12 protein-coding genes are annotated in these 24,709 nt (G+C 45.1%); all 12 read left to right on the top strand.

Going from position 1 to position 24,709, the window contains the following annotated elements:
* Window positions 1-6: 6 nt before the first annotated feature.
* The 12 genes from AB4Y93_RS23510 to AB4Y93_RS23455 all read left to right on the top strand — a co-directional run bounded on the left by AB4Y93_RS23510 (window position 7) and on the right by AB4Y93_RS23455 (window position 24,415).
* Window positions 7-768: a WecB/TagA/CpsF family glycosyltransferase gene (locus tag AB4Y93_RS23510; RefSeq protein ID WP_441895599.1), complete on the top strand. Its 762-nt coding sequence runs from the start codon at window positions 7-9 to the stop codon at window positions 766-768.
* Window positions 769-873: 105 nt separating this feature from the next.
* Window positions 874-2,010 (top strand): glycosyltransferase family 4 protein, encoded by a 1,137-nt coding sequence (locus AB4Y93_RS23505; RefSeq protein WP_441895598.1) that lies wholly within the window; start codon window positions 874-876, stop codon window positions 2,008-2,010.
* Window positions 2,011-2,599: 589 nt separating this feature from the next.
* Window positions 2,600-6,634 (top strand): S-layer homology domain-containing protein, encoded by a 4,035-nt coding sequence (locus AB4Y93_RS23500; protein WP_441895596.1) that lies wholly within the window; start codon window positions 2,600-2,602, stop codon window positions 6,632-6,634.
* Window positions 6,635-7,139: 505 nt separating this feature from the next.
* Window positions 7,140-9,680 carry an S-layer homology domain-containing protein gene (locus AB4Y93_RS23495; RefSeq protein WP_441895595.1) on the top strand — a complete coding sequence of 847 codons (2,541 nt, stop codon included), beginning with the start codon at window positions 7,140-7,142 and terminating at the stop codon, window positions 9,678-9,680.
* A gap of 262 nt (window positions 9,681-9,942) precedes the next feature.
* Window positions 9,943-11,976 carry a hypothetical protein gene (locus tag AB4Y93_RS23490; RefSeq protein WP_441895593.1) on the top strand — a complete coding sequence of 678 codons (2,034 nt, stop codon included), beginning with the start codon at window positions 9,943-9,945 and terminating at the stop codon, window positions 11,974-11,976.
* 192 nt (window positions 11,977-12,168) lie between these two features.
* Complete coding sequence (locus AB4Y93_RS23485; RefSeq protein ID WP_167280956.1) at window positions 12,169-12,666, top strand: hypothetical protein; 498 nt, start codon at window positions 12,169-12,171, stop codon at window positions 12,664-12,666.
* 121 nt (window positions 12,667-12,787) lie between these two features.
* A complete protein-coding gene (locus AB4Y93_RS23480) occupies window positions 12,788-13,057 on the top strand; it encodes a small, acid-soluble spore protein, alpha/beta type (RefSeq protein WP_441895592.1) in 270 nt (89 codons plus the stop codon).
* A gap of 240 nt (window positions 13,058-13,297) precedes the next feature.
* Window positions 13,298-14,500, top strand: coding sequence for a methionine adenosyltransferase (gene metK, locus AB4Y93_RS23475; RefSeq protein ID WP_441895590.1), 1,203 nt, complete (start codon window positions 13,298-13,300; stop codon window positions 14,498-14,500).
* 174 nt (window positions 14,501-14,674) lie between these two features.
* Window positions 14,675-19,105 (top strand): Ig-like domain-containing protein, encoded by a 4,431-nt coding sequence (locus tag AB4Y93_RS23470; RefSeq protein ID WP_441895588.1) that lies wholly within the window; start codon window positions 14,675-14,677, stop codon window positions 19,103-19,105.
* 522 nt (window positions 19,106-19,627) lie between these two features.
* Window positions 19,628-22,345 (top strand): stalk domain-containing protein, encoded by a 2,718-nt coding sequence (locus AB4Y93_RS23465; RefSeq protein WP_441895587.1) that lies wholly within the window; start codon window positions 19,628-19,630, stop codon window positions 22,343-22,345.
* Window positions 22,346-22,517: 172 nt separating this feature from the next.
* Window positions 22,518-23,678, top strand: a complete 1,161-nt coding sequence (locus AB4Y93_RS23460) for a sensor histidine kinase (RefSeq protein ID WP_441895585.1) — start codon at window positions 22,518-22,520, stop codon at window positions 23,676-23,678.
* Window positions 23,679-23,686: 8 nt separating this feature from the next.
* Window positions 23,687-24,415: a response regulator gene (locus AB4Y93_RS23455; RefSeq protein ID WP_441895583.1), complete on the top strand. Its 729-nt coding sequence runs from the start codon at window positions 23,687-23,689 to the stop codon at window positions 24,413-24,415.
* Window positions 24,416-24,709 lie beyond the last annotated feature (294 nt).

The raw sequence follows: 24,709 nt of genomic DNA, 5'->3' as shown, positions 1-24,709 counted from the left end.
TTTCACTTGTCGAAACAAGTTCCAACGGTGCCGATTTACGGAATTCCATTCTCCAAGATGAGCATGGACGAAACGGTCAACTACCTAACAGAAGCAATTGAGCATAAGCGCCAGACGCATGTCATTACGGCTAATCCAATTATGATAATGTCGGCGGTAGAGAGCCAAGATTATTACAAGATGATGAGAAAAGCCGAGCTTATCGTACCGGACGGTGCGGGAGTCGTATGGGCGGCCAATTATGTTGGTACGCCGGTGACAGAACGCGTAACGGGCTTTGACCTGTTGCATCGTCTTATGCAAGAGGGCGAAAAACGGAAATGGACAGCTTATTTGCTTGGTACGTCGCAGGAAGTGATTGAAGCGGCGGCAGAGAAATTACAGCTGCAATATCCGCAGGTTCGCATCGTAGGCTACCGCGATGGATATTTTGGCGCTGATCAAGACGCTGAAGTAATCGAAGAAATTCGGCAAGCAGCACCTGATTTACTGTTCGTGGCAAGGGGCGCGGAGACACAGGAGCCTTGGATTGCTAAATATAAGAAGCAGCTCGGCGTACCCTTTATTATGGGAGTTGGAGGAAGCTTCGATATTGTTGCTGGCAAGTTGAAGAGAGCGCCAATGTTGTTCCAGAAGCTGCGTTTGGAGTGGTTTTACCGGTTATTACAGGAGCCGAAACGGCTGCCAAGAATGTTGGTTTTGCCGAAATTCGTCGTGAAAGTGGTTCGTGATAAAGAAAACGTCAAGAAACCACGCTCTACTACGTAATAACCTCCCAAAACCGTTGAAAATACGTGAAAACGGGATTTGGAGTTTCTTCTACTGTCGGAGTATAATTCACTTCGGTAGATAGAAAAAGGGGAGCTGCACAATATGCCAGCAGGCTTACTTTACACATTAGGATTTATCATATCTCTAATAATAGCTTTGGTTATGACACCGCTTGTTAAAAAATTCGCTTTCAAGGTCGGAGCGATCGATAAACCGAACCATCGCAAAGTGCATACACGGATTATGCCACGGATGGGCGGTCTCGGAATTTATCTTGCTTTTGCAATTGGATTCCTGATCCTCATGCCATTCATTCCAGATGGATTGCTGAACCATGAGGGAACCAACCTGATCCGCGCTGTACTGGTTGGCGGTACTATTATTATTCTGATCGGCGCTTTCGATGATCGCTTCGAGCTGTCAGCGAAAGTGAAGCTGGTTGCCCAGATCGCAGCAGCTTGCGTTGTCGTATTCGGCTTCGGGATCAAGATCGACCTGCTGAATGTACCGTTTGGTGCAACAATGCAGCCGATTGAAGCTTGGGTATCCATACCGCTTACGATTTTCTGGATCGTTGGTGTTACGAATGCAATTAACCTGATCGATGGTCTGGACGGACTGGCAGGCGGCGTATCCGCTATCGCGATTGGTACCATTCTTGTGATGGCGATCATCATGGGCAATGTACCGATTATCCTGCTCAGCGTTCTGCTGCTTGGCGGTATTGTTGGATTCTTGTACTTCAACTTCCATCCAGCCAAAATCTTTATGGGTGATTCCGGCTCCTTGTTCTTAGGCTTCTGCCTGGCGATGCTCTCGATGACTAGCTTTAAGCAGATTACGATCGTATCGTTCGTAACACCGCTGCTTATCATTGGTGTGCCGCTGTCGGATACCTTCTTCGCAATCATCCGCCGTTTGGTGAACAAGCGTCCGATCTTTGCACCGGACAAAGGACATTTGCATCATTGCTTGCAAGAGCTTGGCTTCAGCCACCGTCGTACGGTGCTGATTATCTGGGGAGTGGCAGCAGTGTTCGGCGGCTTTGCAATCCTGCAATCCACGGTCGTTCAATCAACCGCTGCAAACTGGATTACTTTCATCGTCATCTGCCTGGTGATCTTCAGCCTGCAGATCGGCGCGGAACTTATCGGTATCGTAGACAAGTCCCGCCGCCCGGTTATTAACTTCTTGAACCGTGTGCTTCGCTCGAAGGTAGACGCGAGAAGCTCGAAATAATAAATCTTATATTAGATCATTAAAAAAGGTTGTTCCGATAGGCAAACGAAAGTTTGCTTTTGGGACAACCTTTTTTTGTTTGATTTCTTAGAAAACGTTCCAATGGACTGCCTTCGGGTTAAATTGGATTTCATCCAACAAAATCGCAGTCTTCGGCGTTACTGACCCGCCTAAGTTGGATTCGATGCAATAAAATGAGCGCTACAGCTCCTAGTAACCTTATTTCAGTAAGATAACGCTGGATGAACTCCAGCCTAGTGGATTTGAAGTCGCATCAAAGGGCGAATTACTGGAGTAAATCCAATGTACGGAGGGAGCTTAATAGCATCATTAATTAAAATTTCTTTATAATTCCAATATGCCGAATATCCTAACATTTTAGGCTTTTCGGACCGATAACAACAATACAGAACTATTCTCATGTCAGGCTATGAATATCCATCATATCCTTGGATCCGAGAACAGCAAGGGAGGAAGCAATAGCGACTCAATTAATCGACCTCTAATTGCAATGTCACCCAGTTGGACTAGTCGATTGTTACTCATTTCAATCATGCAAATTGCCATTACATAAAGGAGGATCATCGTTTTGAAAAAGCTAATATCACTCGTGCTATCACTGGCGCTTCTAATTACGCTGCTGCCGCCATTTAGTGCACCGCACAAAGCTTCTGCTGCAGGTACATACTTTATGTTCAATAAAGAGATGTACACAAGTAAAGACGCACGCATGACTACTGATAAATTCGTAACACTGACAGGTACGATTAATAATGTTGTTGGCAATTCGATAAGCTATAGTGTCTACAATATCAAGAGGAATGACCCGCTTGAGGAACCAGTCAAAAGTATTGAAAACCAGACAGCTAACCTCAGACTGACGGGCAATAATCTCACTGTTACTAACTTGGAGCTGTATCCGGGTTTGAACAAGATTACTTTTAAAGGGATATACGGGACATCTACCATCACTGAATCCATTTATATCGAATATCGCGATAATCCGCTGTTATATGATTTGACTGCGAATATCCGCGGCATTCAATATAGCATTCTGGAGGACGCAACAACGATTCTTCAATCCCCAATGTCGGAAGGTAAAGATAGTGAAGATATCTCGATCAGTGGTGTAGCGCCGAATGCAACGAAGGTTGTTGTTATAATGAATGGCAAGAGCTACGAATATCGGGTTTCCGATTCGGGAGATTACAAGTTTATTGCATCACCACTTAATATCAAGGCGGGTAAGAACATTGTCACGATTCGAGTCTCGAATGACAGTCAGACCATTGAAACTACAAGAGAGCTCGCGTTTTATAACGGCAGTGTTACCTTCTATGATGTGAGTCTGACGGATGGGACAAGCTCTGCTGATCTCGCACAAGGCCCGGACCTCTCCGTTGATACTGATAGTACCGGCCCTCTAACAGTTACAGGCAAAGCAATAGTTCCCGTGCAGCAGGTTTCGGATATTGCTGATATTACATCAAGATTCATATTCACACCTGACGCTCAATTTACGATTACTCCGACGATTACGGTTATCCGAACGACGCCAGATGCTGGAACATATAAATCATCGGACAAATTTATTACAGTTGAGTTCTCGGCGAATCTTGGAATGATCAATTCCTATACTGCAGAGAAAAACTATACGTTTAACTTGAAGGGTTATAACGTCGTAAAGAAGCAGACCGAGCAGTCTGATACGATGTCGTTCAAGCTTCATAATAGTACCAAGCCTTATATTTATGACGTCAATTATTTGAATGGATATACGTCCGATATGAGTACGAAGCCAACGCAGCTTCAGTCTTTGGAAGGCACGGATATCGAGAACGCTAATATTTTTGCGCTGCCTATGGGTGTTGAAGTTCTGATTGGTAACTATTCGAAGTTAAGCAGCCCTTATACCAATATTATGAGCCTCGCGAACTCTGCGGGCACTAGTTTATCGGATGGTTTCCGACAGCTTGGATATGAACAAGTCGTTTACCGCAACGTTAACGGAGTATCTCGCCCGTTCCTTCGTATATTTATGGAGATCTCCAAGATGCCGGCTGCTGGTACGCAGAATCTGTATTTTAAGTTGCAGAACGATAAGGATGGTATGAAACAAGTAGCGGTGAAGCTGCTGTATGGTCCTTTTGCGAAGTACGACAGCATTTATGATGGTTTAATTGTTAAGTATGATACAACTTTGGGCGATGATGCAGGGAGAACCTTTTTACTTAGTCAATTAGGTCAATTTGCAGGTCAGTTTTCCAATGTAGCTAATGAGAGTGACATCGTATTTTCGAAACAGGCCACATCGGCCAAACCTCAAACCGTATATTTCTACTTGAACAATGTTGCAATCGGCTTGACTCAGAATTCATCTTTGTCTCAGTTTAAGATAGATCCAGTCGATGAGGAGCTTGCTTTTAATATTTTGAACAAGACAGGCGAGAATACGATTCGAATCGTATTCAGCACGGCGAAGAACAATTATGAGAATGCGATCAAGTTTAATATCGTACCGACTAATTTACCTGAAATACCTGCACCGAATACGGACGGGATTTATCCGTACAGCATCAGTAGGAATACACCTTTAGCAAATGACCCGAACTTCACCAAGGTATCAAGCTTCTTCTCCACGAAGGAAGCTCAGATGAGAGTGTATGGCACATTTGCCTTTCTTGACCTGGGCGAAAGAGCGGATCTAATCCAATCTAAAATAACCGCTTTGGGTGGGTCGAAGACAAATTACATTTTGCAGATCAGTTCCCCGAATTTCAAGAGCGATATAGAGTGGGATTTGTCCAAGGAATTCACGGTGGTATCTAGCAGCGGGCGAACCGTCGTGAATCCAAGCGCGCTAGGACAAGATAATAAAATACCAAATCTGGATGTATTCTATGATGTGGACGGCAAGTATTTTTACTTCATCTTAGATAATCAGGAAGTTCCGGATGACGGCAGTTCGCAGATTTATTTAATGACCGTATTTAACACCGGCAAGACCGGTCCTCGCGCAACGTATCGTTTGCAGGTGGACCCAATCGCAATTCCTTATACGGTACTTTCGCCAGTGCTGGAAGAGCGGAATCTGAATCAAAATTATGTAGATGTCATTATTACATCGCCTGGCGCGGAAACGATGACTATAAACAAGATCGCCGCTAAGAAAGTAAATTACCTGGATTATTCTAATGATCCGACTAATCCAACACCTATTGAATCTTTCAAGGTGCGTGTAACGGGGTTGAAAGAGAATAAGGAAACAGCTATACCGATTATTATTACGCGAGGTAAGGACAAGATTACCGATACGCTTAAAGTAAACTATCAGCCGGCTAATATTCCAGGGGCTCAGTACACAGAAACGATGGCGACTTCTCACAAAGCTTTTAATGGTAGCCTGTCGCTTACTTTTCCGAAGAATACAAAGTTGATCCGTCCTTCCTATAATTCGACGGCTAGCAATTCTAGTCAGATTTACAGTGGTAATCAGTTGCTGTTCGGTATTGCCAATCCGACTGATGGTATTGTCAATCGTTATGAATATCGGAAACAACCGGCTGATTTCTGGCTCGAGAACCAAACCGGTAGTTACGTTATGAGTAAATATTTCTCGGATCGGTTTATTAAGGTTAGCCCACTGTTCTGGATAGATGGTGGGCAGGCTGATGATGACAGAACGTCTGGTTATGACCCGATTACGACGGGATTAGATCCCTATCCGTATCCATTAGTGCAGGGAGATCCGGACAAGCAATTCTTTTTAAGACGCAATAATAACAAAGAAGTGGTTCCTTCTCAGATTGGCTCGCTTACGTTATCGTATGATCCAAGTGTTGCACAGGGAGCAGGCACGGTTGTTACCGTTTTCCGGTACGATCCTGTAGAAGACTTGTGGGAAAATATTGGCGGAGTAGTCGATGAGAAGAAACATACGATTAAAGTTCCATTCAATAAATTTGGTTATTACGTGGTAAGCAAGCTTACTTACGGTTATAACGATATTAATGATCATCCTTATGCTCGTGAAGCGATGGAAGCGATCTTCTCTAAAGGGGTTATGAACGCTTTCGATCCAACTGGCATTTTTGGAGCTGATCAATATGTAACCCGCGGTGAATTTTCGCGAATGATTGTAAAGGCGCTCAACATTCCTCTTAATTATGCGGGGACGCAGCATTTTAGTGATGTAACCGTGGACACGAATATTAATCCCAAAGCACTCTATGACTATCGCTTCATTGAAACGGCAGCAAGAGCCGGGATCGTCAGAGGCACGCAGCCAAAAAGCTTCCAGCCGGAGTCGAGCTTGACACGTCAGGATGCCACGGTTATTTTGGCTAAGGCACTGAACCTGAAGCTCGAGACGAATGCGGCTAAAGCGAAGGCTGCTCTGGATAAGGCTTTCAAGGACTCCGGAAATACGGATTACTATGCTGTTCCTTCAATTCTAGCGATTCAGAAGAAAGGCTTCATTCAAGGCTCAATGATCGATCCATCGGATAAGAAGGCAGGGTATGTATTCGAGCCTAGAGCGAGACTGTTAAGAAGCGATGCAGCGATCATTATGGCTAAAGTAATGGCAAGCAACAAGACATTACCGGCAATATACGCGAATTAAGGGATAGAGCAGCTTGGCTCTTGGCCGAACTGCTCTATTTTTCTTTCTATTAATATCCAAAGTAAGTTTATCCATGGAAAATCTTTAGCATCGACGAGATTAATAGGCCAAGCTATACTGATTACATACTCCTAGAGAAGGGTAGTAATACATAAACAACCGAATCGAAAAAAAATTCAGATCTTTTTCTGGTCTGAGCGCAACTTTTTGAACTGCTCTGCGTTTAATTACATGACATTGCAAACAGCGAGGCATGTAGTACCTTGGGACTACTATTCTTTCCCGAAGTGGAATGAATTCTCAACTTCCTCTTTACGCTAGGGATAGCCCATTGTATAATGTTAAAGTGGTAGGTCTTCTCTAGTAATATATTTATATGGTTTTTTCGTAGGTTTACGAGTTTCTGCGACATGTTCTTACATAGGGTTGAAGCATGGAAGCAGACATCATTTATATTAAATTATTATTTTAATGCTCTTAACTCGGGGAAGGGGGTGAATCGGCTATGAGAAAAACGAGCAATTCATTATCTACACAAAACTCTCAACAACCGAAGGTATTTAGAGGAGGAGAAAAAAAGGTTATGAAAAAAAGTTTAGTTTCGCTGGCATTGGCCGGCTCCATGCTTTCCGCTTTGGCAGTTCCTGCATTTGCAGCTACTCCATCTGATGTAGTAGGCAAACCTGTTCAAACTGCAGTAGAAGAGCTTACAGCTCTGGGTATTATCAATGGTTATGCTGATGGTACATTCAAACCAGACAACACGATTACTCGTGCTGAATTGGCTAAAGTCGTTATCGTTGCTACTGGCAATCAGAGCGCTGCAAACCTGATGGCTAACACAGCTCCTTCGTTTAAAGACGTTAAAAAAGGTGCTTGGTACACAGGTTACATCAACGCTGCTGCTGCTAAAGGCTTCATCCAAGGTTACAATGGTAACTTCCGTCCAAACGACACAATCAAGTTCGAAGAAGTAACTGCGATCTTGGTTCGTGCATTGGGATACAAAGATAAATACTTGTCCGGTTCGTGGCCGTACAACGTGTTGCTACAAGGCGACGAAGTTGGTTTGTTCGACGGTGTTGAAATGGCAAACGGGACTAACGCTACTCGTGGCGTAGTTGCAGAACTGACTGAGAATTCCCTGGGTGCAAACCTCGTTCAATACAATGCTGACGGTGATCTTTCCAACGTTAAAGTTAAAGACGCTGAACAATTGCTGATCAACAAACTTGGCACAAGCACATCGGAAATTCTTGATGTAACTGCTGTAACCGATGGAAAAATTTCCTTCGTTAGCGGCGATGCGGCTGTTGCTGATAACTTCTTCATCACTGGCGGCAAAAAATTGACTGATCTGATCGGTCATTCCGTAACTGTTCTGAAGAACAAAGACGGTAAGGTTCTTGCTGTAACTGATAATCAAGCATCTACAAAAATTGTTTCCACAACACTTAAAGGCGATCAACTGCTTAATGATGGTACTTTGACTACTAAGGCTTCTACTACAGACTATAAAGTTGCTGATAAAGCACTTCTGTTTGTAAATACAGACCCAACAGACTTCGATACAAAAACTTATACTGATGGTACTGATGTACAACTGCTTCTGAATGCAGCTGGCGATGTTCAAGCAATCCTTGTGACTAAGTGGATTCCTGACGCTCAAATTAGTGACATTGTAGCTTACACTAACTACAGTGTAATTAATAGCTCCGGTGGCTCGTTCAAAGTTGATGCTACTACTTCGGTTACTTTGGATGGCAAAGCTGCTACGCTTGCTGATCTGAAAGCTGACGATATCATTGACGTTATTAAGAATAAAGCTGGCCTGGCTACTAAAGTAGTTGCTACACGTAGTGTTGTAACTGGTAAAGTAGAAGCAACAGGTAAAGTTGGTACTGACTTCACAGTTAAAGTTGGCGGTAAAACTTATGTAGCAGCATTTGATACTGTGACTAAGTTATCGCTTGACTCAGAGTACACACTCTATTTGAACAAAGATAGCAAAGCTATTGCGTACAAAGCGGCTACTGCTGCTGCTGCTACTGACTACTATGTAGTTTACACTGTTGCTACAAAAGGTGCACCAATTCTTATTGACAACCAATTGTCTACAGATGACTACTACAAAATCGTGTACTACTCTTTGAAAGATTCGGCTAAAAAAGTTGCTTACACGAAAGAAACTGCAGTTGTTGGCGCATTGACAGACAACTCGATCGCACAACTTACATTCAAAGATGGTTACGTCACTGAAGTTAAAAACCCTAAACAACTGGCTGATGTTAAGTTGGCAAAAGTAGACTCCATTTCTGGAACTAGAATTACTCTGAAAGATAATGCTGATGCTACAACGACTTACGTGTTGGACGGCAATACAGTATACCTCAAAGTAACTGATAAAGATGCTGATTCCACTGTAGCTACTTTGGCAGCTTCTGATGTTAAAGTTGGTGACTATGTAACAGTTAGCAACGAAGGTGCTACAGCTAAGTTTGTAGTTGTAACTACTCAAGGTTCAGTAGCTGAACTGCCACAAGTTCAAGGCCTGTTTGTAAACCAATCTTCGGTTAATTCTGCTAGTGGTACAGCTTACTATGTTACCCTTAACGTTAACAATGAAGAGAAAACTTTTGAAGTTCAAGCACCAATTGCTGCTGTGAACAAGTACGATGTTGTAACACTTGTTGATAAAGACAGCAAAAATGCATACTATGAGACTACTGGTGTGAGCGTTGCAAACCACAAAACTCTGATTGCAAATGCTCCTACTGTAGATGCATCAGCGAAAACAATTACACTGGCTGGTGTTGGTGGTACTACTTATGTAGTAACTGAAAATACTAAGTTCTACAACATCAATGCTGATGACACTGGTTTGGCAGTTGGCTACTTCAACGATGTACGTGTTGCAGCTGATACAGTATCGGGTAACTACGGTACTGGTAAAGGTCAATACCAATTGGTTATCGTTGATGGTAAGGACACTTATGGAAACAACTTCAAAGAAGCTGGTGTGGTTGTAGTTGTTTATCACAACTAATATTACCCATCAATTCAAGAAAGCTGAGAGCGTGCTCTCAGCTTTCTTTTTTTATATTTTCTAATGACATGTTCACATGTAGTTCATATACATTAGATATAGTTACGAGTATAGGCGGAGCAAACATTTTTAAGATGAGCCGAAACTTATAGGATTCCATTCTCGTCTATTTAAGTAAATCTAATTATACGGAGTGAATGTGACAATGCGGAAAAGCTTTAAACGATCGACTATGCTTGTATCCCTCTTCGTTGCTTTTGTTATGCTACTCAGTGCGATACCAGTGTCTTTCGCTGCATCAACAACGACTTCTTCTGTTAACAAGAAGGTCTATGTAACGAAAGCCTCGTATGTACAACTGACGGATGCTAGTCTAGTCCCGAGTGCAAACGGTGCAACAGCGAGCTTCACCTTTGAATTCTATAATGGTGATAGTTCAGCAATTAATCTCGTAGATTACTGGGCACGCTTGAAGTCTAAAAGTGGATCGAAATACACACTGACTTTGCTAGACAAGGCTAATAAGAAAACGATCAGCCCGAAATCTAGTACAACTCTTACTTTTTATAGTGCAGTAGGTTCTAAAGTTACACTTGATCAGCTCATTCTTAATTTTGTGAAATTCGATTTCTCGGTTTCTGGTTATGAGAAAACAATTGGCTCATTTACTTTCCCATCTGGCTATTCCAATGATATTAAACTGGGTGGCTACAAAACAGTAAAAGTAAGCAGCTCAAATGTTAACATGCGCATTGATCAAAACACGGTATCGAAGACATCGGACTACTACAATGTGAACTTGTCTTTTGTAGCTCGAAATACCAGCCAGTTCGGGGTAGCGATCCCTGAATATAACTACTACTTAAAAACATCTAGCGGCTTGTATAAGTTGAAACTGAAGAACACTTCGGATTCAAACTTGACACTTGAGCCTGCTGTACTTAATTCCATCAGACTAACAGGATCAATTCCAAATACAGTCTCTACATCTGGATGGAAACTCGTTATTACTCAAAAAGTAGGCTCTGCTGATAGCACCCAAGTAGAACTTCCAGTGGCTTCATTCATGGTACCATTCACTCTGGATACGACTCCAGGAACTGCGAAACAAACCTTCACAGATGAGAAAGGTACTTATGAGGTAGAATTGCAATCTGTACAACGCATGCCTTGGGGCAATGACGATAACGTGCTTGCAAAACTATCGATTAAAAATAAAGAGTCTGTCTATCTACCGCTGCCAGAATTAATAGGCACAATTTTGTTAGACGAGAACATTACGATTAATGGTCAGGCCGTTAAGAATACTGGCGATATTGGTTTAGCACCAGGCGCATCAACAACAGTAACCTTTATTGGGAAACTGCCTTACGCGTATAACTGGAAGAAGTTTGAGCTTCAACTGAACGAGAAATCCGGTACAGAAGATCTTCAAGTAGCTGAAGTGACAAAATCGGCTATTACGGCAATTTACTCCGTTGCGTCTGGTAATGTATATACGCAAAAATCAATTGGTTCTGAGATGAGTGTCAAAGTGACGGATACTCGTACTTACCAAGGTGATACAACAGATACCTATGCTGTATTTATGGATGTAACAAATAACCAGACACGTAGTAAAGTAATGCCACAGTGGACTGGATATTTCAAATCAGCTGCAGGTAACTACTATGATGCTACGATTTTGAAAACTGCATCATCTGTAACACCAGGCAATAAGGAACAAATTATTGTCTACACCCAGCTTCCTAGTAATGTGAGCCGTGATGGATTACAACTTCTAATCGGCGAAGCCATTGACGCAAATGGCCTCATTAAAGGTATAACAGGTATCCCAACAGGCTATATCCGCGGTGTATTGTTCGGTATACCTGCAGAGAAGACAGATCTGACGAATAATCGTGAGATTAAGGTAGGTCCTTATAGCATCGATTTCAACTACTTTAATGTATTTGCAGACGGCGATACTTTAGAATTTGACCTTGGAAGTAAGGTTCAGCGTGATTACAGCTATGATGGCTTTACACAATCGAAGCTGACTATGGAGCTAGAATACGAACCTGCGAGTGATGTTCTCTGGTCCCAAGAGATCAATCTCGAAGGTAAATCCGAGAATAGCCTAATATGGAAAGTTGGCGACAACTATAGCTCGTTCAGCAAGAAAATGGAAGATAACTTGTATTGGAGCACTTACACTCTTAACGTCTACGAAACTGTAAACGGCAGCAAGAAAAAGCTATTCTCTAAAGATATTAAATTCTCTTCCCTCATTAACTGGCTTGACGGCGAGCACTAAATAGTACAGAAATAACTGGTTAATCCCATCCAAATCTAGTATCTTATTAAGAGATACTAGATTTGTTTGCGTAAGGTGAAACGGTTATTGCCATCTTCGGTGGCGTGGCGCGTTTCATTCCGAAAAATTCTAAGCGATTATATAAGTTGAAACTTATAAATTCTTAGAATTTAAGAAAGGAGTTAGTCGAAATTGAAGAAGTATGCACTACGGATTGTGTTGGCAGTTGTTCTAGTAGGAGCAGGCCTTATTGCTGGGGTGAACTGGCCGACAACCCTTGAGGCGGAATCAAATGCAACGGTACCCGGCTCTGTAGACGACCCGGTGGTAACGAAGAGCTATGTAGATGAACAAATTGCGAAAGCAGGTTCTGGCACAGGTGGAGGAACAACACAGCCTGAGACAGGTGGTACAAGCGCCAAGTTGGAAGTTGTGGCCGTACCTGCTGGTAAAGTCCTCATTGCTAATGAAGGCACAGAGGTCGTTGTACGTGCAGGCAAAGCCGTTGTCTATAGTACGGATGCGAATGGCATTGCCGATCTGACTGATGGTAAAGACTTAACGAATGGCAAAGCGATCATTGCCAACCATCATATGTTATTCCCGCGTGCGGGACGTGGAGTTACAACAGCTCCAGGCTATACGAAGTCCTTAACCCTGCTTGTTCGAGGCAGCTACGTTATTCAATAAACGAAGGCAATGGATGTTATAGAACATTTTGCCCGGACTGACAATAGGTTATACGCTTCAAACTGCTCGGAAGGACACACAATAAAATCACGTTCCTAATTTATACGGAGGTGTTCTTATTATGAGTCGTTCCAATAAAGTGATTGTCCCAGATTGTAAAGCTGCGCTGAACCAAATGAAGTATGAGATTGCTGCTGAGCTGGGCTTGTTCGCTTCACACGGAGTGAGCACAGGTGCAGACACGGAATTTGGCGATGAGCTAGGCGGGGTAAGCGGCGGAACTCATATTCAATGGAGAGAAGTCACAAGCCGTGATGTTGGTTCGATCGGCGGCAGCATTACACAACGTCTAGTTGCTCAAGCGGAAAAAGTACTAAACGGTTATACGTAAGCTTAAGCCTTTATTAGAAGGCGAAGCATACGTTTTCCGGATGAAATTTAGGCTGAGTAAAGAGCAAAAATATACTCCCTTAAATTTTATCAAATATTGGTAATCGTTGACACCAAGCGACATTTTCGGTATTATACTGTTTTAGAGAGTTGTCTAACAACCTTTTCCTTCGGGGAAAGGTTCATTTTTTGTGTAGAATGTCTGCACTTATTTCATACTAGCTGTAGGAGGTTGATACGGATGTCTGTTAAAGGTCGTCACTTGTTTACATCGGAATCAGTAACAGAAGGCCACCCGGATAAGATTTGTGACCAAATCTCGGATGCTGTTCTGGATGCGTTTCTGGAAGCGGACCCTTACGCTCGCGTAGCTTGCGAAGTTTCGGTTGCAACTGGTCTTGTACTTGTTATTGGAGAAATCAGCTCCCGTGCTGATTATGTCGATATTTCCGCAATTGCTCGTCGTACAATTAAAGAAATTGGTTATACGCGTGCAAAATACGGTTTTGACTCCAGCACTTGTGCTGTGCTTACATCGCTTAATGAACAATCCGCGGATATCGCGCAAGGGGTTAACGCTGCGCTTGAAAGCCGCGATGGAAAAGACGTTCAAAAAGAAAACGAAGACATCGGTGCTGGTGACCAAGGTCTGATGTTTGGTTTTGCAACGAACGAAACTCCTGAGCTGATGCCTTTGCCAATCGCATTGTCGCATCGTATTGCTCGCCGCCTGTCCGAAGTTCGTAAGAACGACACGTTGGGCTACCTGCGTCCGGACGGTAAAACGCAAGTTACAATCGAGTACGTGGATGGCAAACCAGTTCGCGTAGACACGATTGTCGTATCGACTCAACACGCAGAAGAAATTTCCCTGGAGCAAATCCAAGCGGACATTCTTGAGCATGTTATCAAACCAGTTGTTCCTGTTGAGTGGCTGGATGAGCAAACGAAATACTTCATCAACCCTACTGGCCGTTTCGTAATCGGCGGTCCTCAAGGTGACGCTGGTCTTACTGGCCGCAAAATCATCGTTGATACTTACGGCGGTTATGCTCGTCATGGCGGCGGCGCATTCTCCGGTAAAGATCCAACGAAGGTTGACCGTTCCGCAGCTTATGCAGCTCGCTATGTAGCGAAAAACATCGTAGCTGCAGGTCTGGCTGACAAATGTGAAATCCAATTGGCTTACGCGATTGGTGTAGCACAGCCTGTATCGATCAACGTTGACACTTATGGCACTGGCAAAGTATCGGAAGAAGTTCTGGTTGAAGTCGTTAAAAACAACTTTGATCTTCGTCCTGCTGGCATTATCAAAATGCTGGACCTTCGCCGTCCAATCTACGCTCAAACAGCTGCTTATGGTCACTTCGGCCGTACAGATGTGGATCTTCCTTGGGAGCGCGTAGACAAAGCAGAGAAGCTTAAAGCAGACGCACTTGCTTAATTTATAAACAAGATATAGAAAGCCCTGAATTTTTAATTCGGGGCTTTTTTGTTGTTTTCTTCTGCAACCTTTTGGCATCGAACTTCGACTAATACCTAGTTAGCCTAAATTTTTCAAGTCGATTTGCCGACAAATAGGGTACGAGTGTATTTAGCTGGGGAGTGATTGTGAGGAATGAAGGTACATAGCCGAATTAGTTTTATGATCGCTGTATTATTGATGCTTCAAATAGGCTTCTCTGGATGGGCGGGGGATACGACTACCGTTCATGCTGCCTCAAGTGGACCTGTCGTTGTAGGCATGAGCCCAGCGGATAACGCAACAGGGATAACGCCTACGAGCGATTTGACACTAACGTTCGATGAAGCTGTGACAAGGGGGGCTGATTCAGCCACCATTACGATTTATAACTATAACACGAGTGATATTGTCGAAAGTATTCCAATGAACTCCGGCAAAATCAGACTCGATGCGACAAGCAGAATGGTTACCATTAATCCGGATGCCAATCTGAATGTAAATACGGATTATTATGTGCTGATTGATTACGGTGCTTTCGCCAATGTGTCTAACGGTGCTTATTACGCGGGAATATCCAGTGCAGCTGCCTGGAATTTTAGGACTGCAGCGGTTGTGGATACAACAGCTCCTTCTATTACGGTGAAGTCACCGGATTCAGGTGCGACACAAGTGCCTGTAAACAGTAAGGTTATTCTTCAATTCAGCGAGCCGGTCTACGCGGTAAGCGGTAATGTGACGTTAAGCAGTATCGCGGATACCAAAAATATTCCCGTAACCTCAAGCATGGTGCAAGGCAGCGGTACGAATACGATTACGATCACGCCAGCTGCTCCGCTTGATTCGAATGTCGATTACACAGTTACGATTCCTCGAACAGCTTTTCAGGATGGTGCCGGCAATGCGCTAGAGACGGGAGGAGCATCCTACGTAAGCTGGAGCTTCCATACGGATGTGGCCCCACTTAATATCGTTTCCATTACACCGGCTGATAACGCCACTTCTGTAGCTGTGTTGACGGATAAGTTGACCATGACCTTCGACCATAATGTGATGGCAGGTAACGAGAAATATATTGAGATTAAAGAGTTCAAGACCAATACGACTTTTGCCAAAATCAAAACAAGCTCCTCTCAAGTCGTGCTTACAGGAGCTACGGCAACAATTACGCTGCCTTCCAGCCCGAGATTTAGTGCCAATACCTCTTACTATGTCTTAGTAGACGCTGGAGCGTTCATTGAGACGGATTCCGGTAATAATTATTTGTTCCCAGGTATTTCGAATGCTTCGGCATGGAGTTTTACAACCGGGTATGGCAATGATACGACAAAACCTGCACTTAAGACTCTTTCGCCATTAGCAGGCGGAATTCTGACGGCAACAACGGGCAAGCTTGTATTAACGTTCACAGAACCTGTATTCCAAGACAGCGGAACGATTGAGATTCGCACCGTTACAAGCGGCACCTTGTTCCGTTCCATACCCGTTACATCAGGCCGGGTGTCCGGCGGTGGGACAGATACGATTACGATTGATGCGACAAGCAGCTATGGCGGTGAATCCGCTAAAGCTTTTGTTAATAATACGGCTTATTATGTGACAGTCGGCAGCCGTGCTTTTAAAGACGGGGTAGGATTGTATTTTGACGGATTAACAAGCTCATCAAGCTGGAGATACACAGTTACGCAGGATAATGTGAAGCCGACCTTGGCCGCAACTTCTCCTGCTAATAATGCTATTTCGGTTGATCCGAATGCGACGTTATCGGCTACCTTCAGTGAAGCTGTTCAGCCTGGCAGCGGGCAGATTACCCTTCAATGTGTGAGCAGCACAAGTGGTGCTTGCAGTCCTCAGCAGATTGGAACATCGGTTAGTGTTGATCCGCTAAATAATAAGAAGCTGATCATCTCGCCGAACCAAGCGCTGCAGGCAAATGTTGTGTATTATACGGTTATCGATCCGGATGCTGTAATTGATCTGGCGGGTAACGCTTTTAACGGGATTCAGAACGAGTATCAATGGACATTCAAGACGCTTGGCGGCGATACAGCTGCTCCGACGATTTCGAAGCTTGAAGCCAATGGAACTACCATTGTCATGACCTATAATGAAGCCCTTATGGAGAATTCGATTCCTACGGCAGGAAGCTTTTATATTACAGTAGATGGGGCTTACCGCTCAGTTAATGGGATATCGGTATCTGGCTCTAAGGTTACGTTAACCGTGTCCAGCACCATTGTTGACGGCCAGCAGGTGAAGCTGTCCTACACGAAGCCATCGTTAGCGACTCTAGGCATTCGTGACCTCTCAGGCAATCAGGCTTTGAGTCTATCTTCGCAGACGGTTACAACCGCAGTGGATGCAACTAAGCCTTATTTGACCGGTGGTACGGCTGCAGGTGGTATTGTAACCCTGATCTTTTCGGAAAATCTGGCTACGCTTAGCAGCTACGCCTATTCGCAGTTCAGTGTCTACGTTGGGGGCAGTTATTACACACCAACTTCTGTATACAGTTCAGGTAACAAAGTGATTATCGCTGTTAATGCATCGATTGACTCGAGTTCTAATGTGAGAGTATCTTATACGGCCGGTTCTTATCCGGTGCAGGATGCAGCAGGGAATAAAGTAGACAACTTCAGCAGCTATTCACTGACTAGTACGGTTGATACAGCTGCTCCAACTTTTCAGTCTATTGAAGCTTATGGATCTTCCATCATTATTACTTACAATAAAACGTTGGATTCCTACAGAAAGCCATCAACAGGTCAGTATAGTGTTATTGTGAATAACTCACAGCGTAACGTGACGCAGGTTTCAATAACCGGTGCTCAGGTACTCCTGACCGTAAGTCCGGAAATTCCATCGGGGTCTACGGTTAAAGTATCCTATTCGAAGTTGTACACAGCTTTAGCTGACTTAGCAGGTAATGAGGCGGCAGCTTTCAGCAATGTAACGGCGTCTGTTGGAACCGGGTCATCTACGGATAACGGTTTATACGGAGCGGTTGCGAAAGGAACCAAGCTAACTCTGTCCTTCTGGAAAACGCTCAGTTCCTCTTATGTACCTTCATCAGCCTACTTCTCGGTAAAGGTAAATAACGGAGCGGATCCTGCTACAAACGTTACGGTTAGCGGCAATACGGTTGTCCTGACCCTTGCCAAAGCTCCAAGTGTTGGCGATGCGGTTACGATTACGTATTATGCGACTTCTTCGAGCAGCCTGCGTACGTCTGACGGAACGATTATCAACAGCTTTACGAATGTGACAGTTGCTAATCAAACGACACTTATCGACTCCATGCCAGGCGGTTATGAAGAAGCTGACGGCGGCGGTATTGGACTGACAACATCAATGGCGACACAGACCTCGGATATCTCACCTGCCGGCTATTCAACAACCCGGTATACGATTCAGTCCGATAAGCTGTCGACAGCTTATACTGCGGCCAAAGGAGCGGGAATTAACAATGCTCGCGTTGTTTTTGAAGTTCCAAGCTCAGAGCGGGCAGCAATTGTTGCTGTCCCATTGACTGCACTAGAAAGTGCATACCGGTCCAGTACCGGAGCATCCTTTGTTGTACAGTATGGAACAAGCTCGTACGAGATTCCGCTGAGCGCTCTTGCTTTTAAGAGCATGGCTTCACTCATTGGATCGAGTTATACAACAGGCAATCTTTTGATCAAGATTGAAAAAGGCAGTAACTCTAATACCAGCGGTTTGACTTCAGCAATCAGCAAAGCAGGAGCATCCTTGCTCTCGACGCCGATTACGTTCGAGACATCCGTTGTGAACGGTACGACGGAGAAGGCGTTGTCGGAATTTGGGGGATATGTAAAACGGAGCTTTGAGGCACTTACTTCCGTGAATGCAACAAACAGCGCGGTAGTATGGCTTGATCCGCAGACCGGCAAGCTGTCTTACGTGCCTACAACCTTCTCGACGGAAAATGGTACGAATAAGGTGTCGTTCAAACGGAAAGGCAATAGCTCGTACGCTCTGGTGAGCGGGGCATCGAAGTTTACCGATATCGGCTCGCATTGGGCCGGTTCCACCATTAAAATGATGGCGAACAAATTCATTATCGAAGGCAGATCAGGATCAACAACAAAGTTTGATCCGCAAAGCTCGATTACTCGGGCGGAGTTCGCTTCTTACATCGTGCGTGGACTAGGACTGTCCGGCAGCCGGAGCGACGCGGCGAAGTATAAGGACGTAACAGCAGGGACGGTGACGGCTGCTTACATCGGCGCAGCGTCCAAGGCGGGAATCGTAACCGGTAATACCGATGGTACCTTTAAGCCAAACAGCCCAATTACCCGTCAAGAGATGGCGGTAATGATGTCCCGTGCGGCAAAAGCAGCAGCGGTGACCATTTCTCTGCCGTCGTCCGAATCGTCGTATTTGTCGAAATTCAGCGACCGCACCAAGGTTGCATCCTGGGCAAAAACCGATCTGGCCAAAGCCGTATACATCGGCGTTATCACCGGCCAGACCGCAACCACCTTCGGCCCAACCAAAAACGCGACTCGCGCCGAAGCGGTCGTGATGATCAAACGCTTGCTCGAGTACGTAGATCTGTTAGACTAACTCTTACTAAAAAGCCCCGGCTTAGCGATAATTCGCTAAGCCGGGGCTTTTTGTTTAGTCTCTGTAAGTCATAAGTAGGCGGTAGTAGGACTACCTGTTACAAAATAATCCAGATTTGGCTTTAAGGTCCCTTAGGGACCTTAAAGCTGCAGTACTATGGATCTGGATCATCAGTGGGCATGAGCCCACGCGATGACCTACTTCTTTCTGTCCACCCACAAGTGCTGGCGGATGGGGGTGCGGGGGTAAGAAGGGGCGGAGAGTAAAGGTCACTCTGGAGAAGCGAAGCGTTCGCCTTTGCGGACGAATTCTAACGATAACATCGTTAAAAAATTCAAAGAATTCGTCTGCAACAGCGATCGGAAGAATGACCTTTCCTCGCAGCCCTGCCTTTCCCCCTCTACCATTCATCCGCCCAGCACTACTTCCCCCAATTATTAAGAATTTTTTATAGACGGAACTTTTCCGACTCTCGAGTAGTCTATAATGAGTAGATTAATAGATTAGGAGAGTTGCTATACAATGAGTAAGGTACGTAACAACAATGTCCGGCAGACGGGAAGCTTGGGTAAAAAAATTGCGGTTGTAGTTATCGGTGGTACACTGCTCGCACAGCCAGTCTCGTCAGCACTTTCTTTTGAATGGAACCCATTGCAGATCGGAACTGTGGCAGCTGCCACTGCCGAACCATCCCTTAAGCTTCTTCAGCAGTCGTATATTACGGCAGGCGCACAACGTTTGGACTATTTGTGGAAAACGACACGCAGCGGTAAAGCAGCACAAGCGAATGTCCATGTCATCGAAGTAGATCTATCTAATCCTTATGTGAATGTGAACGTCATGAGCGGCAAAAATAATACCGTAGGCAAACTGAATACGGTTATGAATATGACCAAAGAAAACGGCGCTGTCGCAGGCATTAACGCCGATGTTTTCGTAACAACGACTGAAGGTTCACCAATGGGCGCGCAGGTGACCAGCGGAACGCTGATGACAAGCCCGATGCAAATCAAGGGCATGTATGCTTTTGCGGTGACCAAGGATCGTAAGCCTGTCATCGACAGCTATACCTTTGATGGCAAGGTTACGTCTGGAGACGGCTCTAGCTTTGTTTTAGCAGGACTTAACCAGTCTGCTTATATGCCAGAAGGCGGAACCTCGAACTACAGTCACTATAATGCCTTGTACATCTACAATAGCGCCTGGGGCGGAGCAGAGCGGCCGAAGAACTCTTCTGCAACGCCAACGGAAGCATTGGTCGTTAACGGGGTCGTTCAGGAAATTTCGGACGGTAAGCCGCTGACAACGGCAATTCCAGCAGACGGATATATCCTTCGTGGCCACGGTACTGCTGCGAAATACATCATGGAGCATCTGCAAGTCGGCCAGGCCATAACGTCAGATTATTCACTCGTGTCTCAGACAACTGGTCAAAAGGTTGATCCTACAAGCTTTGAAATGCTGGTAGGCGGACATACGATACTCGTCAATAACGGGGCGGCTGCGACTTTCTCACGTGATATTACAGGTGTCAGCGGCTCTTCCTACGTATCTCGTTCGGCTGTAGGCTACTCGAAGGACGGCACGAAGGTCTACCTGATTACAAGTGAATACTACGGTGACAGCACAGGTCTGAACCTGAAAGAACTGCAGCAGGTCATGGTGAAGCTTGGTGTCTATAAAGGGATTAACCTTGATGGCGGCGGTTCAACAACGATGATTGAGCGCCCGCTTGGGGAAACATCACTTCGCCTTGCGCATTCCACGCAATATGATACAACGCAGCGCAGCATTTCCAATTCGATTGGGGTGTTCACGACTGCACCAAAAGGCAATCTGAAGGGGATTACGGTCAGCGGCTCCAACGTGCTCTTTATTGGACAAAGCACCAGCTTCTCTGTAAAAGGCTATGACAGCTACTACAACCCTTATACAGTAGACGGGGCGAATGCGACTTGGAGCAGCTCTACGGCTGGCGTAGGCGCGTTTAACGGCAGTACGTTCACAGCTGCAAAGGCGGGTTCAACGAATATTACCGTCAAATCTGGGGCAGTTACAGCGAGTTACCCGGTTGAGGTAATCGGTCAGGATCAAATTGCTGAGCTGAAGCTCGACACGGCAGCTGGCTTATTGTCGAAAGGCGCAACGGTATCGATCCCGGTCAAAATAACGCTGAAAAACGGCAAAACCTATAAATTGTCCGGAGATTCACTGAAATGGGAATTCATCGGCTTTACGGCAGCGACTAGTGGAGATACTCTGACCGTTGGCTCTGTAAGCTCTGGAACTAAGACAGGCTATGCTATTGGACGCTACGATGGTTTCCCAACGATGCTTCCGTTTACGCAAGGCGGCTCAGAGAAGTCATTTGAGACTTTCGAGAACGTCAGCTACGCTATTAATCCGCAAGTGACTCCTGCTGCTACAACAACGGGAAGTGTGAAGCTTGTGACGGATCTACCAGGCCAAACGTCTGGGAAAGCATTGAGCATTTCTTATGACTTTAGTGCTGGAACTGGTACCAAAGCGGTGTATGCACAGTTCAATGGCAGCTCCGGAAAAGCGGTCGACGGCTCCCCTATTTCTATGACAATGGATGTATATGGCGATAAAAGCTTGAACTGGTTGCGTGCCGAGTTCATCGATGCGAATGGCGCCGTCCATTTGGTTGATCTTGCAAAACAGCTGGATTGGTCTGGATGGAAATCGGTCAAAGCCGACTTATCGGCAAAAGGTATGGCTTATCCAGTCAAGCTGAAGCGCATTTATGTGGTAACCACACCGGATGGGCAGGACGAACGGGCAGCTACGGGAACAGTAGGCATTGATAACATTAAGCTTCAGTATGCTGCGTCAGCAACGACTCCAACAGCTCGTCATATTGAAATGACTATCGGTAAGAAAGCCGCAGTGTCTAACGGCAAATCTATCGCTATGGAAGTTGCACCGTTCGAGACAAGTGGTACGACTTATGTACCTATTCGTTTTGTAACCGATGCGATGGGCGCTACCTTAAAATGGGACAATAAGCTCAATCGCGTAACGGTAATTAATGGATCGAAGATGCTTGAGATGGTAATCGGGAAAAAGGAAATGAATATCAATGGCGCGCTTTTCGAGACGGAAGTGGCTCCTATAATCAAGAATGGACGCACCCTTATTCCAATCCGATTATTCTCTGAAAAGCTGGGTCTAAAGGTCACCTACGATAGCAAGACCAAAAAGATTGCCATCGATTAAGTGTGGACGAGCGGCTGTAAATGTGTGTTATGATAGGGGGGAATAGCCTTCTACAAGGTGAAACTGCTTGTCGTACTTTGGTAGCGGGAGCATTTCATCCGGAGAATTCTAAGCGCTATTTATAAGATGAAACTTATATATTCTTAGAATTTGAGAAAGGTTGCCGATTGTTTTGGACCAGCACATTGTCGATATTAATAAAGTAATTACTAATGCGATCTCCGTAATGGAGGACAGTAAACTTCAAATTTACGAAATATGCGAATCAGCGCGCCAGGAGCTTGAATCACTTGGCCAGGAGCTTGAGATTGTGTTAGCGGAAACGATAACGACGATTGAGAGAGTTGACCAGCTTGAACAGGACTATCGGCGTGCCCGTATCCGGCTGACTGAAGTCAGCCGGGATTTTGTTCGATATAAAGAAGAGGACATCAAAACCGCCTATGAGAAAGCAACACAAATCCAGCTCGACCTGATGGTCTATCGCGAGAAAGAAGCGTATTTGAAAACGCGGCGCGACGATCTGCAGAAGCGGGTCCGGAATGTGGAGAAGTCTATTGAACGGGCGGAGACGATTGCCTCTCAGATTAATGTTGTCCTTCAATACTTGTCTGGTGATTTGAACCAGGTAACACGTATTCTGGAGACAGCGAAGACAAGACAGATGATGGGACTTAAGATCATCGTCGCGCAAGAGGAAGAACGGAAACGGATTTCGCGAGAAATTCATGATGGACCGGCTCAATCCCTTGCCAATATTGTTCTTCGCACGGAAATTGCAGAAAGAATGCTGCTGAAGAAGGAATTTCAGTTGGTGCAGGACGAATTAGTAGATTTGAAAGGGCAGGTTCGTTCCGGGTTGGAAGAAATTCGTAAAATTATTTTCAATCTGCGTCCGATGGCCCTGGATGATCTGGGTCTTGTACCTGCACTTCGTAAGTTCGCTCATGATTTCGAAGATAAGACGAAGATTCGTACGATCTTCGAGCTTAACGGCAAAGAAGTCAGAATGCCGTCAGCCATGGAAGCTGCGGTATACCGGCTCGTTCAGGAAGCGTTTACCAATGCACACAAGCATGCTAGAGCATCCTTTGTAACGCTGGAGGTTGCTTTTTCGACAGAGACGGTCACGGTTATTATCGTGGATAACGGTATTGGATTCCAGAGCGAACAAACGGAAAACCATGCGCAGGATAACTCCCATTTTGGCTTGATAGGCATGCGTGAGCGTGTAGATCTTCTTGAAGGGAGGATGGAAATCGACTCAAAAATAGGACACGGGACGAAGATTATAGTTCATATCCCAATTTCAGTAGAGAGTAGAAAGGAGTAAGATGACGTATGAACCAGGCAGCGCCGGGAACAAAGCAAAAAATTAAAGTATTGCTGGCCGACGATCACCAACTTTTCCGCGAGGGGCTTAAACGGATCTTAAATATGGAAGACGATCTAGAGGTAATTGGGGAATGCGGGGACGGCATTCAAGTGCTCGAATTCTGCAATCACACCATTCCAGAGATTGTACTCATGGATATCAACATGCCTATCGAGAACGGTGTAGTAACGACAGAGCGTTTGAAGACGATTTTTCCTGATGTGAAGGTTATTATCTTATCCATTCATGATGATGAAAGCTATGTATTCGAGACACTCCGCAAAGGGRCTACCGGCTACTTGCTGAAGGATATGGAAGCAGAGTCTCTTATTAACGCGATTCGTTCCGTAGTGAACGGTCATGCATATATCCATCCTAAGGTGACAGGCAAGCTGATTAATCAACTGCGCCGTATGACGTACTTAGACGACATGGGCGTTATTTCCGGAGCTGCAGCAGGCATGGAACCAGGCGTAAAATTTGTAGCAGGTGAAGATAATCCACTGACTCGCCGGGAGGCAGAAGTACTACGTCTCATGGCTGAGGGCAAAAGTAACAAGATGATCGGTGAGTATTTGTTCATTAGTGAAAAAACAGTTAAAAACCATGTAAGCAGTATTTTGCAAAAGATGGAGGTTGACGACCGTACGCAAGCGGTTATTCAATCTATCAAGTATGGCTGGGTAACGCTGTAGCCGGGCATAAGGTGCGCGGCTCTAGCGCGCAGGAGGCGAGGGGCTCGATCGAGGGCAGACCAAAGCTGCATGCGAGAGGCAGAAACAGGGTGGAGAGTGGCCCGCCATCAGGCGGCCCAAAGTCATAGCAGGTCTGGTTACAGGTACATAATAGAGTCCCGTGTCGTAGACGCGGGATTTTTTGTGTTTTTTTGGGGCGTTGCATGGGAAGTACGAGGGTGCATGCAAGGTGACATAAGACCCTGCGAGGGTCTTAAGTGGAAGTAGAGTAGCTAGTTTGTGGGTGATAAGACC

The sequence above is a fragment of the Paenibacillus sp. YAF4_2 genome (assembly GCF_052113225.1).
GTDB lineage: Bacteria > Bacillota > Bacilli > Paenibacillales > Paenibacillaceae > Pristimantibacillus.
This window is presented reverse-complemented; position numbering and strand designations above follow the sequence as displayed.